15 protein-coding genes are annotated in these 15,437 nt (G+C 66.3%); 7 read left to right on the top strand and 8 right to left on the bottom strand.

Features of this window, described 5'->3' with window-relative positions:
* The 5 genes from prmA (at position 1) to LGN10_RS18160 (ending at position 4,450) form a co-directional block, all read left to right on the top strand.
* A complete protein-coding gene (gene prmA / locus LGN10_RS18180) occupies positions 1-903 on the top strand; it encodes a 50S ribosomal protein L11 methyltransferase (RefSeq protein WP_099316055.1) in 903 nt (300 codons plus the stop codon).
* A gap of 45 nt (positions 904-948) precedes the next feature.
* Entirely contained in the window at positions 949-2,358 is a 1,410-nt protein-coding gene (locus LGN10_RS18175; protein WP_226224510.1) for a zinc-ribbon and DUF3426 domain-containing protein, read from the top strand.
* Between the two features lie 71 nt (positions 2,359-2,429).
* Positions 2,430-2,933, top strand: a complete 504-nt coding sequence (tpx, locus tag LGN10_RS18170; protein ID WP_050013872.1) for a thiol peroxidase — start codon at positions 2,430-2,432, stop codon at positions 2,931-2,933.
* A gap of 85 nt (positions 2,934-3,018) precedes the next feature.
* A complete protein-coding gene (locus tag LGN10_RS18165) occupies positions 3,019-3,957 on the top strand; it encodes a carbohydrate kinase family protein (protein WP_059580925.1) in 939 nt (312 codons plus the stop codon).
* Between the two features lie 19 nt (positions 3,958-3,976).
* A complete protein-coding gene (locus tag LGN10_RS18160) occupies positions 3,977-4,450 on the top strand; it encodes a glycine zipper 2TM domain-containing protein (protein ID WP_059580922.1) in 474 nt (157 codons plus the stop codon).
* 243 nt (positions 4,451-4,693) lie between these two features.
* Here LGN10_RS18160 and LGN10_RS18155 read toward each other — a convergent pair whose 3' ends face one another.
* The 7 genes from LGN10_RS18155 to LGN10_RS18125 form a co-directional block, all read right to left on the bottom strand.
* Positions 4,694-5,341, bottom strand: a complete 648-nt coding sequence (locus LGN10_RS18155; RefSeq protein ID WP_081059044.1) for a histone H1-like DNA-binding protein — start codon at positions 5,339-5,341, stop codon at positions 4,694-4,696.
* Between the two features lie 28 nt (positions 5,342-5,369).
* Complete coding sequence (locus tag LGN10_RS18150; RefSeq protein WP_081059043.1) at positions 5,370-5,696, bottom strand: hypothetical protein; 327 nt, start codon at positions 5,694-5,696, stop codon at positions 5,370-5,372.
* Between the two features lie 82 nt (positions 5,697-5,778).
* The gene (locus tag LGN10_RS18145; RefSeq protein ID WP_006476978.1) at positions 5,779-6,990 is read right to left on the bottom strand and encodes a ribonucleotide-diphosphate reductase subunit beta; all 1,212 of its coding nucleotides are present in this window, start codon (positions 6,988-6,990) and stop codon (positions 5,779-5,781) included.
* Positions 6,991-7,355: 365 nt separating this feature from the next.
* Entirely contained in the window at positions 7,356-10,370 is a 3,015-nt protein-coding gene (locus LGN10_RS18140; protein WP_059580916.1) for a ribonucleoside-diphosphate reductase subunit alpha, read from the bottom strand.
* A gap of 452 nt (positions 10,371-10,822) precedes the next feature.
* The gene (gene ampD / locus LGN10_RS18135; protein ID WP_226224508.1) at positions 10,823-11,413 is read right to left on the bottom strand and encodes a 1,6-anhydro-N-acetylmuramyl-L-alanine amidase AmpD; all 591 of its coding nucleotides are present in this window, start codon (positions 11,411-11,413) and stop codon (positions 10,823-10,825) included.
* Positions 11,410-11,718: a PP0621 family protein gene (locus LGN10_RS18130; protein WP_060312603.1), complete on the bottom strand. Its 309-nt coding sequence runs from the start codon at positions 11,716-11,718 to the stop codon at positions 11,410-11,412. The genes ampD and LGN10_RS18130 overlap by 4 nt, the downstream gene beginning before the upstream one ends.
* A 13-nt stretch (positions 11,719-11,731) precedes the next feature.
* Positions 11,732-12,625 (bottom strand): inner membrane protein YpjD, encoded by an 894-nt coding sequence (locus LGN10_RS18125; protein ID WP_059580909.1) that lies wholly within the window; start codon positions 12,623-12,625, stop codon positions 11,732-11,734.
* 89 nt (positions 12,626-12,714) lie between these two features.
* Between LGN10_RS18125 and ffh the strand changes: the two genes are divergently transcribed.
* A complete protein-coding gene (gene ffh / locus LGN10_RS18120; protein ID WP_059580906.1) occupies positions 12,715-14,082 on the top strand; it encodes a signal recognition particle protein in 1,368 nt (455 codons plus the stop codon).
* A 94-nt stretch (positions 14,083-14,176) separates the two neighbouring features.
* Positions 14,177-14,728 carry a hypoxanthine-guanine phosphoribosyltransferase gene (locus LGN10_RS18115; RefSeq protein ID WP_059580903.1) on the top strand — a complete coding sequence of 184 codons (552 nt, stop codon included), beginning with the start codon at positions 14,177-14,179 and terminating at the stop codon, positions 14,726-14,728.
* 92 nt (positions 14,729-14,820) lie between these two features.
* Here LGN10_RS18115 and LGN10_RS18110 read toward each other — a convergent pair whose 3' ends face one another.
* The gene (locus tag LGN10_RS18110) at positions 14,821-15,423 is read right to left on the bottom strand and encodes a MarC family protein (RefSeq protein WP_059580901.1); all 603 of its coding nucleotides are present in this window, start codon (positions 15,421-15,423) and stop codon (positions 14,821-14,823) included.
* Positions 15,424-15,437 lie beyond the last annotated feature (14 nt).

Genomic DNA, 15,437 nt, shown 5'->3' with positions numbered 1-15,437 from the left:
ATGAGTTATCGCGAACTCGTCGTCGAACTGGCCCGCGAGCATGCGGAGGCCCTGTCCGACGCGCTGCTCGAGCTCGGCGCGCTGTCGGTGTCCGTCGAGGACGCCGACGCCGACACGCCCGACGAACAGCCGCTCTTCGGCGAGCCGGGCCTCGTGCCCGATCGCACCGCGTGGCAGCGCTCGCGCGTGGTCGCGCTGCTGTCGGCCGACCACGAGCCGGCCGTGCTGCTCGCGGCGGCCGCGAACGAGATCGGCATCGCCGAGACGCCGAAGTTCGTCGTGCGCGAAGTCGAGGAGCAGGACTGGGTGCGGCTCACGCAGTCGCAGTTCGAGCCGATCCCGATCGGCGAGCGGATCTGGGTCGTGCCGTCGTGGCACGACGCGCCCGATCCCGATGCGCTCGTCCTCGAGCTCGATCCCGGCCTCGCGTTCGGCACCGGCAGCCACCCCACTACCCGGCTGTGCATGGAATGGCTCGAGCAGTCGGTGAAGCCGGGCCAGTCGGTGCTCGACTACGGCTGCGGCTCGGGCATCCTCGCGATCTTGGCGAAGAAATGCGGTGCGAACCCCGTGATCGGCATCGACATCGATCCGCAGGCGGTCGAATCGGCGCGCCAGAACAGCGAACGCAACCGCGCGGAAGTCACGTACGGGCTGCCCGACGCCTGCCCGGACGGCGAATTCGACATCGTCGTCGCGAACATCCTGTCGAACCCGCTGAAGCTGATGGCCTCGATGCTCGCGTCGAAGGTCAAGCCGGGCGGGCGCATCGCGCTGTCCGGCGTGCTCGCGCGCCAGGCCGACGAAGTGGCGGCCGTCTATGCGCGCTACGTCGACATCTCGGTCTGGCGCGAGCACGAAGGTTGGGTATGCCTCGCCGGAACCCGCCGCGAAAGCCATTAGAATAGCGCTGTCCTTCACTCTGGCCAGCAGGCCGCCCGGCTCGACATGCTTCTTGCGACGCGCTGCCCTCATTGCGAAACCGTCTTCCGGCTGCAGCAGGAACAGCTCTCGCTGCACCACGGGCTCGTGCGCTGCGGGCATTGCCACGAAGTCTTCAACGCCGCCGAATCGCTCGTTCCCGAGTACGCGCGGCAGCCCGAGCCGGCCTTGACCGAACCGGCTGCCGCGCCGCAGGGCGGCGACGCACGCCAGCAAGCCGCCCCGGCGCGGCTGTTCACCTCCGACGCGCCGCCCGAATTGCCGACCGGCGCCGATTACAAGCCGGAAGGCTGGGACATGTGGGCGCCGTGGCTCGACGGCGGCGTCGATCCGTCGCTGCAGCACAGCGCCGTGACCGTGCGCACCGAACCGCTGATACCGCTCGCGCTTCCGTCCACGGAAGCCGGCGTCGTCCATCTGTCGGGTACGCCCGAGCCGTTCGCGTCGTCTCCGGCCGAACTCGATGCCTCGGCAGCCGTCGAGCAACCGGCCGAACCGCATTCGCCGCAACCGCACGAACCGCACGAAACCGGGGAAGCCGCGTCGTCGCCCGCGCCCGTCGAGCGCGACCCGCGCGAGCCGCGCTTCGTCGCTCACCTGCCGCCCGAAACGGAAACCGCCGCCGAACCGGTCGAACCCGTCGTGCCCGCGCACTTCGCGGCGCCCGACGACGAACGCGCGCCGCGCGAACCGCGCTTTGCGTTCAGGCCCGCGCCCGCCGTTACCGAAACCGAAACCGCATCGGAACCCGATACCTTCTCCCGGCACGACAAGGCCCCGACGACAGCAGCGGCCGACGAACCGATCATCCAGCCAGACGCCCAGCCGGCCGTTCAACCGGCCGTCCAACTGGCCGTCCCGTTCCCCGCCGCACCGACCGATGACGATCGTCCACACTTCGCCGTCACGCGCGAGACGCGCGCGCCGCAGCGGCGCGGGATGCTCGGCGGCTTTTTCGGCGGCCTCGTCGCGGCCGCGCTGGTCGCCCTGCTCGCCGCGCAACTGGCGTGGTGGCAGCGCGAAACGCTGATGATCTACTGGCCCGCCACGCAGGGCTGGTTCCGGCAGGCGTGCGCGCCGCTCGGCTGCACGGTCACGCCGCCGCGTGCGATCGACGGATTGCGGCTCGACGCGACCGACCTGCGCCAGCTCGACGGCCCGCGCGAGCTCGAACTGAAGGTGCCGCTGACGAACCGCTACCGCGTCGCGCTCGCGTACCCGTCGCTCGAACTCACGCTGCTCGACGACACCAACCACGTCACCGTGCGCCGCGTGCTCGCGCCGCGCGACTACGTGCGCCCGGGCACGCCGATCGACGCCGGGCTGCCGCCCGGCACGACGCAGACGATGGTCGTCCGCCTCGAAACGAACGGCACGCCGGCCTCGAATTTCCGCGTCCAGATCTTTTATCCGTGACGCGCCGCGGCGCGCTTGCGCGCCCGTCTCAACCCGCGCGCCCGAGCGGCGCGCTATTTCGGAGCACGAACATGAGCAAAGTTACGCTGGGTGGCAACCCGATCGATCTCGCCGGCACGTTCCCGGCTGTCGGCGCGCAAGCCGCCGATTTCAAGCTGGTCGGCAAGGATCTCGCCGATCTGACGCTCGCCAGCTTCGCCGGCAAGCGCAAGGTGCTGAACATCGTGCCGAGCCTCGACACGCCGACCTGCGCGACGTCCACCCGCAAGTTCAACGAAGCCGCGTCGTCGCTCGACAACACGGTCGTGATCGTCGTGTCCGCCGACCTGCCGTTCGCCGCCACGCGCTTCTGCACGACCGAAGGCCTCGCGAACGTCGTGACGGCATCGACGTTCCGCACCGGCCGCGCATTCGCGAACGCGTACGGCGTCGACGTGACGAGCGGCCCGCTGAACGGCCTGACCGCGCGTGCGGTGGTGGTGCTCGACGCGCAGGACAAGGTGATCCACGCGGAACTCGTCGGCGAAATCAAGGACGAGCCGAACTACGATGCAGCGCTCGCCGCACTGAAGTAAGCTTTCTTCCGCTTTCCCCTGCCGCGCCGCGCCCTTCGCGCGGCGTTGTCGCGCAGGGCCCCTCATTTCTACAGGAACGCACACCTTGGCTACGCTGATTTGCGGCTCGATCGCCTACGACTCCATCATGACCTTCGAAGGGCGATTCCGCGAGCACATCCTGCCCGACCAGGTGCACCTCATCAACCTGAGCTTCCTCGTGCCGACGATGCGCCGCGAATTCGGCGGCTGTGCGGGCAACATCGCGTACGCGCTGCACCTGCTCGGCGGCGATGCGCGCATCATGGCCACGATGGGCGCGTTCGACGCGCAGCCGTATCTCGACCGGTTCGACCAGCTCGGCCTGCGCCGCGACCATGTGCGCGTGCTGCCCGATACGTACACCGCGCAGGCGATGATCACGACCGATCTCGACAACAACCAGATCACCGCATTCCACCCGGGCGCGATGATGCAGTCGCACCTGAACCATGCGGGCGACGCGCCGGACATCAAGCTCGCGATCGTCGGCCCGGACGGTTTCGACGGAATGGTGCAGCACGTGGAAGAACTCGCCCGCGCCGGTGTGCCGTTCGTGTTCGATCCGGGCCAGGGCCTGCCGCTGTTCGACGGTGCGACGCTGCGCCGCAGCATTGAACTTGCGACCTATGTAGCGGTCAACGACTACGAGGCCAAGCTGGTGAGCGACAAGACGGGATGGTCCGAAGACGAAATCGCCAGTCGGGTCGACGCTCTCGTCATTACGCGCGGCGAGCACGGCGCGACCATCCGCCACAAGCAGGGCACGGAGCAGATTCCGGTCGTGCCGGCCGAGCGCATCGCCGATCCGACCGGCTGCGGCGACGCCTTCCGGGGCGGCTTGCTGTACGGCATCGAGCACGGTCTCGACTGGGCAACCACGGGCCGCCTCGCGAGCCTGTTGGGCTCGCTCAAGATCGCTCATCAAGGGCCCCAGACTTACGTACTGACGCGCGAGGAAATCGACGCACGCTTCGAGACTGCATTCGGTTACAGTCTCAAATGAATATTGTGGGAGAGCAAAGATGTTGACCAGAAAAACCCTCACGCTCGCGGCCATGCTGACGGCCACGCTGACCCTCGCCGGCTGCTTCACGGCACCCGGTTCGGCGGATGTCTATAGCGTCGGCCAGGCGCAGCGCGAACAAACTGTCCGCATGGGCACGGTCGAAAGCGTCCGCGCGGTGCGCATCCAGTCCGACGGCGGCGGCAGCGCGATCGGCACGCTCGGCGGCGGCGCACTCGGTGCGGTCGCGGGCAGCGCGATCGGCGGCGGCAAAGGTTCGATCCTGACGGCGATCGCCGGCGGCCTCGTCGGTGCGGTCGCGGGCAACGCGGTCGGCGAAAACCTCAGCACGGCGAACGGTGTCGAAATCACCGTGCGTCTCGACAACGGCGACCTGCGCTCGATCACGCAGGCAGCGAGCGGCGAAGCGTTCCGCGCCGGCGAGCGCGTACGCCTGCTGTCGAGCGGCGGCGTCACGCGCGTCACGCACTAACCGATATCCTCAGCACGCGGCGCAAGCCGCGGTCGAACGCATGTGCGAAGCCGCGCATGCGTTTTTTTTTCGTCCGCCCGTTTTCGTCCGCGCTCGCGTCGGCCCGCCGATCGATGACCCATACGGACGAATACGGACGAAAAAAATCCCGCCACCTGAGCTGAGCCAGATGGCGGGACTGATTGAGTAGCGCTACTCAACCCACGGACACATGAGTGTCCGGGTGATGCTGCTCAGCCGCGATTACGGACGGCTGCCGGTCGGGAACGGCCATGCTGCTGCCGGGTTGAGCGCGGTCTTCACGCCCGATGCCGGCGCAACCGATGCGGTCGACGCGGTCGTTGCCGGCGCGGCCTTCTTCACGACGGCCTTCTTCGGGGCAGCAGCCTTCTTCGCCGGTGCGGCAGCCGTCTTCGCAGGGGCAGCCTTCTTGGCGGGCGCAGCCTTCTTCGCGGCAGCCTTCTTCGCCGGTGCGGCCTTCTTCGCGGCAGCCTTCTTCGCGGGCGCGGCCTTCTTCGCAGCAGCCTTCTTCGCCGGTGCGGCCTTCTTCGCGGCAACCTTCTTCACCGCGACTTTCTTGGCTGCAACCTTCTTCGCGGCGGCCTTCTTGGCCGGTGCTGCCTTCTTTGCAGCAACCTTCTTCACCGCGACCTTCTTCGCTGCGACTTTCTTGGCTGCAACCTTCTTCGTTGCGACCTTCTTGGCTGCAACCTTCTTTGCAGCGGCCTTCTTCGCCGGTGCTGCCTTCTTCGCGGCAACCTTCTTCACCGCGACCTTCTTCGCGGCAACCTTCTTCACCGCGGCCTTCTTCGCCGGAGCAGCAGCCTTCTTCGCAACGGTCTTCTTTGCAGCAACCTTCTTAGCAGCCGGTTTCTTCTTGGCAGTAGCCATGTTGTTCTCCTTCAGGTTCAGATGAGAGTCAGTTCAAACTACACCCTTCGTCAAAACCCGCTTCCCGCGGACGCTGTTCAGGACGTGCGCTTCGAAGCGGGCTATTCATCGGCGTACGCAGATACCGCGCGCTTACGCTAATGAATACGGTATGGCGCGCGTGACCACCCGGCCTCGCGCGCCAAATCAAGTCGGTAGCCGGCGCACCTCGCGCCGCTACCCCTAATCGCTTGATCAAGCGGACCGCCACACGGCCGTCCGCTTTTTCCGGAGGGAAGTTTGCCCATCCCACTGAAGGGTTCGCAAAGTGCCTGTCGTATCGTTGGGCCGCTAAGGCACCGGGCATGCTTTGCATCAGGCGTTCTTGCTCCTAAACCTTGGGCCGGGGCCGAGAGGCCACCGGCTGCTCCATCATGTAACGGGTTCGCTGCTGCGGGTTATTCCCAGGACAGCGCGCCCCCCGTCTGATACTCGATCACACGCGTCTCGAAGAAGTTGCGTTCCTTCTTCAGGTCGATCATCTCGCTCATCCACGGGAACGGGTTTTCCTCGTTCGGGAACAGCGGGTCGAGGCCGATCTGCTGGCAACGGCGGTTGCTGATGAAGCGCAGATAGCTCTTGAACATCGACGCGTTCAAACCCAGCACGCCGCGCGGCATCGTGTCCTCGGCGTAGCGGTATTCGAGTTCGACAGCCTGCTTGAACAGCTCGCGGATCTCGGCGCGGAATTCGGCGGTCCAGAGATGCGGGTTCTCGAGCTTGATCTGGTTGATCAGGTCGATGCCGAAGTTGCAGTGCATCGACTCGTCGCGCAGGATGTACTGATATTGCTCCGCAGCACCCGTCATCTTGTTCTGGCGGCCGAGTGCGAGGATCTGCGTAAACCCGACATAGAAGAACAGGCCTTCCATGATGCAGGCGAACACGATCAGCGACTTCAGCAGCTTCTGATCCGCTTCGAGCGTGCCGGTCTTGAAGGCCGGGTCCGTCAGCGTATGAATGAACGGGATCAGGAATTCGTCCTTCGCGCGGATCGACGTGACCTCGTGGTACGCGTTGAAGATCTCGCCTTCGTCGAGGCCGAGCGATTCGACGATGTATTGGTACGCGTGCGTGTGGATCGCTTCCTCGAACGCCTGGCGCAGCAGGAACTGCCGGCACTCGGGCGCCGTGATGTGGCGGTACGTGCCGAGCACGATGTTGTTCGCCGCGAGCGAATCGGCCGTCACGAAGAAGCCGAGGTTGCGCTTCACGATGCGGCGCTCGTCCTCGGTCAGACCGTTCGGGTCCTTCCACAGTGCGATGTCGCGGGACATGTTGATTTCCTGCGGCATCCAGTGGTTCGCGCAACCGGCCAGATACTTTTCCCACGCCCACTTGTACTTGAACGGCACCAGCTGATTGACGTCAGTCTGGCCGTTGATGATGCGCTTGTCGGCGACATTGACCCGCGCTTCCGTACCGCCGGCGGGAACAGCCGATGCTTGCGGCGGCACCGCAAGATCGCCTTCGAAAATGTCACGGACCTGATGGGCGGCAGGCGTTGCAGCCTGCATTCCGACAGCCATCCCGGCGGAGGTGCGCATCGCGTTTTGCTGCGCTCCGCTCGCGGGGGTTACGGCAGTCTTCTCGTCATCCCAGTTGAGCATAAATTCTCACCATCAATTTAGAACGGTTTGTACCATCTTTTCCTGAGCGATAAAAGGGTTCGCTCACGAAAAATCCTTTTTTCGATTCGCGTTGCGACCTCGATACAACACTTTGAGCAACGCATCGTCATTCATGCAGCGCGCGACGTGAGTCGCGCTTGTATCGCGAGGTGCGCTCGACGCGTCGAACGCTGATCGAAACGCGACGTCGTCGGGGCTGTTTCGATCGCTTGTCACTGCCTGCAACGCAGGTGTCGCGTTACAGATTCCTTATCATTTTTTTAGTTGAGAGCGGCGCACACTTCAACCTCGATCGGTCGTCGTGCGCGCCGCCCAGGCCTGCTTCTCAGGTCAGGCGCACTGCGTTACTGGCACGCTTCGCACTCGTCGAAGCCGGGGTCGCCCGGACGCATCGTGCACACCGGACCGTCTGCTTCCACCGGCGCGAGCGCCGGCGCCGCGTTGACCGTACCCGACGATGCAGCGCCGCCTGCCGCACCGAAGCCGCCCGCCGCGCCTTGCGCGCCGCCGCTGCCCGAACCGCCTGCACCGCCGCTGCCCGCACCGCCCGTCGGCACCGCGTTCAGCGCGCCGTGCGCGACCGTCGACTTCTCGACGTGCGTCGCCGCCATCGTGCGGAGGTAGTAGGTCGTCTTCAGGCCGCGCAGCCATGCGAGCTTGTACACCTCGTCGAGCTTCTTGCCCGACGCGCCGCCCATGTAGATGTTCAGCGACTGCGCCTGGTCGATCCACTTCTGGCGACGCGATGCCGCTTCGACCAGCCACGTCGGGTCGACCTCGAACGCGGTCGCGTAGATCGCGCGCAGGTCGGCCGGGATGCGGTCGATGCGCGACAGCATGCCGTCGAAGTACTTCAGGTCGGCGACCATCACTTCGTCCCACAGGCCGCGCTCCTTCAGGTCGCGGACGAGATATTCGTTCACCACCGTGAATTCGCCCGACAGGTTCGACTTCACGTACAGGTTCTGGAAGGTCGGCTCGATACAGGCCGACACGCCGATGATGTTCGAGATCGTCGCCGTCGGCGCGATCGCGACGCAGTTCGAGTTGCGCATGCCGTGCGTGGCGATCCGCGCACGCAGCGTCGTCCAGTCGAGCGATTCCGACGTGTCGACCTCGACGTAGCCGCCGCGCGCTTCCGTCAGCAGCTTCAGCGTGTCCTGCGGGAGGATGCCGCGATCCCACAGCGAGCCGCGGTAGCTCGAGTAGCGGCCGCGCTCCTCGGCCAGCTCGGTCGACGCGTAGTACGCGTAGTAGCAGACGGCTTCCATCGAACGGTCGGCGAACTCGACCGCCGCTTGCGACGCGTACGGCGTGCGCAGCAGGTGCAGGCAGTCCTGGAAGCCCATGATGCCCATGCCGACCGGGCGGTGCTTCAGGTTCGAGTTACGCGCCTTCGGCACCGCGTAGTAGTTGATGTCGATCACGTTGTCGAGCATGCGCATCGCGACGCTGATCGTGCGCTTGAGCTTGTCATGGTCGAGCGCGTAGCTGCCGTCGGCCTGCTTCACCAGGTGGGCGACGAGGTTCACCGAGCCGAGGTTGCACACCGCGATTTCGGTGTCGCTCGTGTTCAGCGTGATTTCCGTGCACAGGTTCGACGAGTGGACGACGCCGACGTGCTGCTGCGGCGAGCGCACGTTGCACGGATCCTTGAACGTGATCCACGGGTGACCCGTCTCGAACAGCATGCCGAGCATCTTGCGCCAGAGCTGCTGCGCCGGGATCTTCTTGAACAGCTTGATCTCGCCGCGCGCGACCTTGTCTTCGTAAGCCGTGTAAGCCGCCTCGAATTCCGCGCCGAACTTGTCGTGCAGGTCCGGGCAGGTCGACGGCGAGAACAGCGTCCAGTCGGCGCCTTCCATCACGCGCTTCATGAACAGGTCGGGAATCCAGTTCGCCGTGTTCATGTCGTGCGTGCGGCGGCGATCGTCGCCGGTGTTCTTGCGCAGCTCGAGGAACTCCTCGATGTCGAGGTGCCACGATTCGAGGTACGCGCAGACCGCGCCCTTGCGCTTGCCGCCCTGGTTCACCGCGACGGCCGTGTCGTTCACGACCTTCAGGAACGGGACCACGCCTTGCGACTTGCCGTTCGTGCCCTTGATATGCGAGCCGAGTGCGCGCACGCGCGTCCAGTCGTTGCCGAGGCCGCCGGCGAACTTCGACAGCAGCGCGTTTTCCTTCAGCGCTTCATAGATGCCGTCGAGATCGTCCGCGACCGTCGTCAGGTAGCACGACGACAGCTGCGAGCGGTGCGTGCCCGAGTTGAACAGCGTCGGCGTCGAGCTCATGAAGTCGAAGCTCGACAGCACGTTGTAGAACTCGATCGCGCGCGTTTCGCGGTCGATCTCGTTCAGCGACAGGCCCATCGCGACGCGCATGAAGAATGCCTGCGGCATTTCGATGCGGGTGCCTTCGACGTGCAGGAAGTAGCGGTCGTACAGCGTCTGCAGGCCGAGGTAGCCGAACTGCAGGTCGCGGTTCGCGTCGAGCGCTTCGCCGAGGCGCTTCAGGTCGAACTGCAGCAGCTTGTCGTCGAGCAGGCCGGCGTCCACGCCGCGCTTCAGGAACTGCGGGAAGTATTCGGCGTAGCGGGTCGACATCTCGGCCTGCACGACTTCCTCGCCGAGGATCTCGCGACGGATCGTGTGCAGCAGGATGCGGGCCGTGACCTGGCTGTATGCCGGATCCTTTTCGATCATCGTGCGCGCCGCGAGGATCGCCGAGTCGTAGACCTGGCTCATCGGCACGCCGTCGTACAGGTTCTTCACCGTCTCCGCGACGATCGGGTCAGGGTTAACCGCAGCGCCGAGGCCGTCGCACGCCGACACGATCAGCGCGCGCAGCGCGTTCAGGTCGAGCGGGCGCGTGACGCCGTTGTCGACGACGTTGATGCCGGTGGTCGACTCGCCGCCCGCTGCCGCCGCTTCCTCGCCCGCATGCTGGCGCTCGAGGTGACGCTTCTCGCGGTACAGCACGTACGCACGCGCGACGTTGTGCTCGCCGCCGCGCATCAGCGCGAGTTCGACCTGATCCTGGATGTCTTCGATATGGAACGTACCGCCGTTCGGGCGGCTGCGCACGAGCGCGCGAACGACGTTGTGCGTCAGTTGCTCGACCTGCTCGCGTACGCGCGCCGATGCCGCGCCCTGCCCGCCATTGACGGCCAGGAAAGCCTTGGTCACCGCGATCGCGATCTTCGAGGGTTCGAACGACACCACGCTGCCGTTGCGGCGGATCACCTTGTAGTCGGCGAACGTGGCCTGCGGCGCGAGCGCCTTCGCGCCCTGTTCGGTCCCGCCGAGCGGACGGCTCGAGGCGCTCTCGTACTGGGACGTCGCGTTGTCGGTGGTTTGCATGTGCAAAGCTCCTGGTGTTGGATGGTGCGGAGAGAACCGCGGATTAAAACGAACGCTGCGCAATGCGGTGCGCGAGCGGTAAGAGGCGAGCGATGCGCCGGGGAAGCCGGTTCGGTCGATGCGCGACAACCCGGCCGGTCGTGTGCTTCGTCATGTGTACCCTGCCCCGTCGATGTTCGCTGCGCTGGTCGCGACGCCCGGACCGCCCGGCCTGACGCGCCGCCTTGAGAACCCTGTCCGCCGACGTTGCCCGCCGGCCGGTGCCGCTCGGGTTTTCCCCTGCGACACACACTATATCTAGTACAGAACCGCTCAACTGGCACCAAGTATAGTGGACATTCGGAGGACGTCCAAACGGATAATTTGCGATAGAGGTCTTGACATCGCTCACGCGCAGACGCGGCAAGGCATTGATCGGAGAAAAAACTTTCTCCGATCAAAAAACCCCGCGATCAGTGCTGACGGAAAGGAAAGTATTCGGCGGAAAAACCGGCATCGCTCGCGAAGCGTTGCCAATCGAAATGCGGGCCCGGGTCGGTCTTGCGGCCCGGCGCGACGTCCGAATGCCCGGCGAACGCATCGACCGGGTAGCGCGCGGCGAGCGCGCGCGAGAGCGCGGCGAGCACCGCGTATTGCGCATCGTCGAACGGCACGTCGTCGGCCCCCTCGAGCTCGATGCCGATCGAAAAGTCGTTGCAGCGCGTGCGGCCGAAGAACTCGGACGAGCCGGCGTGCCATGCGCGCTCGTCGCACGACACGAACTGCACGAGCTCGCCGCCGCGACGGATCAGGAAATGGGCGGACACGCGCACGCCGCGCAGGTGGCTCTGGCAATAGGGGTGCGCATCGCAGTCGAGACGATTCAGGAACAGCGCCTCGATCGCGTCGCCGCCGAATTCGCCGGGCGGCAGGCTGATGTTGTGGACGACCACGAGCGTCGGCACCGCACCCGCGGGCCGCGCCTCGAAGTTCGGCGACGGCGCATGGCGCGCTTCGCGCACCCAGCCGTTCGCGTCGACCGACAACACCGGCGCGTCGCTCATCGCGCGTCGCGGCCGTTCACGCGCGCGGCGTGGCGCTGCGCATGCTCGGCGCTGCAGAAGTACTCGCCGCTCGCGGCGATGGCATCGCCCTTCGGCGCATGCACGCCGCACTCGGCGCAGCGCACCATCGGTTCGGGCAGCGAGCGCGCGTCGCCGTTCGGGCGCGCGGCGCCGGCGCCGGGCGCACCGCCGTTACCGGCGCCGCGACCGCCGCGCGCCTGCGCCTGTTCCTGCGCGTGGCGCAGCTTGCGCGCGAGCCACGAACCCGCGAAGAAGAGAAGAATCAGGAGAAGAATCTGTCGCATCGGAAACCTGCGGTCAAACCACGGAGCGGTGCAGCAGCACCTCGAAAACGAACCGGCTGCCGACATACGCGAGCAGCAGCGCGGCGAACGACACGAGCACCCAGCGCGCGGCCCCGCGGCCACGCCAGCCCGACGTCTTGCGGGCGACCAGCAGGCCGCCGAACATCAGCCACGACAGGATCGCGAACACCGTCTTGTGATCGAGCCGCAACGCGCGCGCGTCGACCTGCTCGCTGAACAGGATGCCCGACGCGAGCGTCAGCGTCAGCAGCACGAAGCCGGCGCCGATCAGGCGGAACAGCAGCTTCTCGAGCGTGAGCAGCGGCGGCAGCGTTTCGAGCCAGCTCGCGATCCAGCCCGTCGAGCCGTCGCGCCCGCCGCTCCTCAGCGACTGCAGACGCCGCTCGACCATCAGCATCAGGATCGCGTGCAGCGCGGCGATCGCGAAGAGGCCGTACGCGATGTTCGCGATCAGGAAATGCAGCTTGAACAGCGGCGCCGCGGCATAGGGCAGCACCCGCACGCCGCCGAATATCAGCGGCAGCAGCGACGCGCCGCACGCGAGCGGCAGCACCAGCAGGCGCAGGCTGTCGAGCGGGAAGAAGAAGCTCTCGATCCAGTAGATGCCGGCGCCGAGCCAGAACATCGCGGACAGCGCGAACGCGAAGCCGAACACCATCGCGTCGTTCGGAAAGATCGTCATGTGCAGCAGCACGCCGTGCGCGACCAGCGCGGCGAACAGCAGCGCGCGGCCGGCCCCGCTCATCCCGGACGCGGCGGACGCCGGGACCGGCACGGCCGGCACGCTCGCGACGAGCGGCGTCGCACCCTGGCGGTGCGCACGCCAGCCTGCGACGGCGAGGCCGCCGTACAGGAATGCGGTGAGGGCATACAGTACAATATCCATGTTCGAAGTTTACACTAGGCCCCCTCCCCGCGACGGCTCCCTTTGTTCGGTTCCGCCGCGCCTTCGGGCCCCACTGTCCATCGCTCCCCATGCTCGACAATCTCACTCAACGGATGGCGCGCGTCGTCAAGACGCTGCGCGGCGAGGCCCGGCTCACCGAGGCGAATACGCAGGAGATGCTCCGCGAGGTGCGTCTCGCGCTGCTGGAAGCCGACGTGTCGCTGCCGGTCGTCCGCGAATTCATCGCCAAGGTCAAGGAAAAGGCGCTCGGCGAAGAAGTGATCAGCAGCCTGTCGCCGGGCCAGGCGCTCGTCGGCGTGGTCCAGAAGGAACTCACCGCCGTGATCGGCGGCGACTACGAAGGCAAGGCCGCCGAGCTGAACCTCGCGGTCACGCCGCCCGCGGTGATCCTGATGGCCGGCCTGCAAGGCGCGGGCAAGACCACGACCGCCGGCAAGCTCGCGAAGCTGCTGCGCGAGAAGTACAAGAAGAAGGTGCTGACCGTGTCGTGCGACGTGTATCGCCCGGCCGCGATCATGCAGCTGAAAACGGTGAGCGAACAGGTCGGCGCCGATTTCTTCCCGTCCACGCCGGACCAGAAGCCCGTCGACATCGCGCTCGCGGCCGTCGACTGGGCGAAGCGCCACTACCATGACGTGCTGATCGTCGACACGGCCGGCCGCCTCGGCATCGACGAGGCGATGATGCAGGAAATCGCCGCGCTGCACGGCGTGCTGAAGCCGGCCGAAACGCTGTTCGTCGTCGACGCGATGCTCGGCCAGGACGCGGTCAACACCGCGAAGGCCTTCAACGACACGCTGCCGCTCACAGGCGTCGTACTCACCAAGCTCGACGGCGACTCGCGCGGCGGCGCCGCGTTGTCGGTGCGGCACATCACGGGCAAGCCGATCAAGTTCGTCGGCGTCGCCGAGAAGCTCGACGGCCTCGAGGTGTTCCACCCCGACCGGATGGCGAACCGGATCCTCGGCATGGGCGACATCCTCGCGCTCGTCGAGGAGGCGCAGCGCGGCGTCGACGTCCAGGCCGCGCAGAAGCTCGCCGACAAGGTCAAGAAAGGCGGCGACTTCGACCTGAACGATTTCCGCGCGCAGATCTCGCAGATGAAGAACATGGGCGGCCTGTCGTCGCTGATGGACAAACTGCCCGCGCAGTTCCAGCAGGCGGCGGCCGGCGCCGACATGGGCCAGGCCGAGAAGTCGATCCGCCGGATGGAAGGCATCATCAGCTCGATGACGCCCGCCGAGCGCGCGAAACCCGAAATCATCAAGGCGACGCGCAAGCGCCGCATTGCAGCCGGCGCGGGCGTGCCGGTGCAGGAAGTCAACCGGATGCTGAACCAGTACGACCAGATGCGTACGATGATGAAGAAGCTGAAGGGCGGCAACATGCAGAAGATGATGCGCGGGCTGAAGGGCATGATGCCCGGCATGCGCTGATTTCGCCCGTCGGCCGGCGCGCGGGTTTTTGCCGTAGCGCGCGCCGGCCGTTCTGCTTCATCCTTATTTGTATACCGACTGCCCGCCAGAACACATGAACCGCGAAGAAGCCCTCCACATTTTCGACCACTCCGAAGAGATCGTCTCGGCCGACGCCGTCAACGCGTCGATCTCGAAGATGGCCGACGCGATCCGCGCCGAGATCGGCGACGCGTTCCCGCTCGTTCTCTCGGTGATGGGCGGCGCCGCGGTGTTTACCGGGATGCTGCTGCCGCATCTCGATTTCCCGCTCGAATTCGACTACATCCACCTGACCCGCTACCGCAACACGACGCAGGGCAGCCCGGAGATGCACTGGCGCGTCGCACCGCGCGAATCGGTGAAAGACCGCATCGTGCTCGTACTCGACGACATCCTCGACGAAGGCGAGACGATGGCCGCGATCCGCGACCGCATCCTCGACATGGGCGCGAAGCGCTTCATGTCCGCCGTGCTGTGCGAGAAGACGCTCACGAAGGCGAAACCGCTGCACCCCGACTTCTGCGGCTTCTCGGTGCCGGACCGCTACGTGTTCGGCTGCGGGATGGACGCGAAGGGCTACTGGCGCAACCTGCCGACGATCCGCGCGCTGACCGCGAACGTCTGATCGCCGCGCTGTCCGCCATATACCCGCTATATAAATGGAAAGCGGCGCGCCGGTTGCCCGGAGCGCCGCTTTTTTGTTTCCGCGCCGCCTGCTTATAACTGGTGCGCGAACGCGCGGATGCCGGCCAGCAGCATCTCGACCGAGATCGCGACCAGCACGAGCCCCATCAGCCGCTCGAACGCCGCGACCGTCCGCTCGCCGAGCCACTGCTGGATCCGTTCGGCCAGCACCAGCGTGATCGCGCAGACGAGCATCGTGACCGTCAGCGCGCCGACCCACTCGAGCATCTTGCCGGGCGCCTGCGACGTCATCAGCATCACCGTCGCGAGCGCGGACGGCCCCGCCAGCGCGGGAATCGCGAGCGGCACGATGAACGGCTCGCCACCCGCGCGCGGATCGCTGCCGAGCGCGCCGTCCGGATGCGGGAAAATCATCCGCAGCGCGATCAGGAACAGCACGATCCCGCCGCCGAGCCGCAGCGACAGGTCGGTGAGGCTCATCATCCGCAGAAAGCGATCGCCGACCAGCATGAAGAACAGCAGGATCACGAACGCGATCCCCACTTCGCGCAGGATCAGCTTCACGCGCCGCTCGCGCGGCACATCCCGCATCGCCGAAATGAACAGCGGGATGTTGCCGAGCGGGTCCGTGATCAGCACGAGGAGCACGGTGGCGGACAGGAACGTGTATTCCATCGTGTCCCCGGTCG

It is taken from the genome of Burkholderia sp. AU32262 (genome assembly GCF_020419985.1).
GTDB lineage: Bacteria > Pseudomonadota > Gammaproteobacteria > Burkholderiales > Burkholderiaceae > Burkholderia > Burkholderia semiarida.
Note: the sequence above shows the minus strand (reverse complement) of the source record. Positions and strands in the feature narration are given on the sequence as shown.

What these genes read in the sequence shown, in the direction of transcription:
- prmA (WP_099316055.1), top strand. Translation starts at nt 1, where the DNA reads ATGAGTTATCGCGAACTCGTCGTCGAACTGGCCCGCGAGCATGCGGAG.
- LGN10_RS18175 (WP_226224510.1), top strand. Translation starts at nt 949, where the DNA reads ATGCTTCTTGCGACGCGCTGCCCTCATTGCGAAACCGTCTTCCGGCTG.
- tpx (WP_050013872.1), top strand. Translation starts at nt 2,430, where the DNA reads ATGAGCAAAGTTACGCTGGGTGGCAACCCGATCGATCTCGCCGGCACG.
- LGN10_RS18160 (WP_059580922.1), top strand. Translation starts at nt 3,977, where the DNA reads ATGTTGACCAGAAAAACCCTCACGCTCGCGGCCATGCTGACGGCCACG.
- LGN10_RS18155 (WP_081059044.1), bottom strand. Translation starts at nt 5,341, where the DNA reads ATGGCTACTGCCAAGAAGAAACCGGCTGCTAAGAAGGTTGCTGCAAAG.
- LGN10_RS18150 (WP_081059043.1), bottom strand. Translation starts at nt 5,696, where the DNA reads ATGCAAAGCATGCCCGGTGCCTTAGCGGCCCAACGATACGACAGGCAC.
- LGN10_RS18145 (WP_006476978.1), bottom strand. Translation starts at nt 6,990, where the DNA reads ATGCTCAACTGGGATGACGAGAAGACTGCCGTAACCCCCGCGAGCGGA.
- LGN10_RS18140 (WP_059580916.1), bottom strand. Translation starts at nt 10,370, where the DNA reads ATGCAAACCACCGACAACGCGACGTCCCAGTACGAGAGCGCCTCGAGC.
- ampD (WP_226224508.1), bottom strand. Translation starts at nt 11,413, where the DNA reads ATGAGCGACGCGCCGGTGTTGTCGGTCGACGCGAACGGCTGGGTGCGC.
- LGN10_RS18130 (WP_060312603.1), bottom strand. Translation starts at nt 11,718, where the DNA reads ATGCGACAGATTCTTCTCCTGATTCTTCTCTTCTTCGCGGGTTCGTGG.
- LGN10_RS18125 (WP_059580909.1), bottom strand. Translation starts at nt 12,625, where the DNA reads ATGGATATTGTACTGTATGCCCTCACCGCATTCCTGTACGGCGGCCTC.
- ffh (WP_059580906.1), top strand. Translation starts at nt 12,715, where the DNA reads ATGCTCGACAATCTCACTCAACGGATGGCGCGCGTCGTCAAGACGCTG.
- LGN10_RS18115 (WP_059580903.1), top strand. Translation starts at nt 14,177, where the DNA reads ATGAACCGCGAAGAAGCCCTCCACATTTTCGACCACTCCGAAGAGATC.
- LGN10_RS18110 (WP_059580901.1), bottom strand. Translation starts at nt 15,423, where the DNA reads ATGGAATACACGTTCCTGTCCGCCACCGTGCTCCTCGTGCTGATCACG.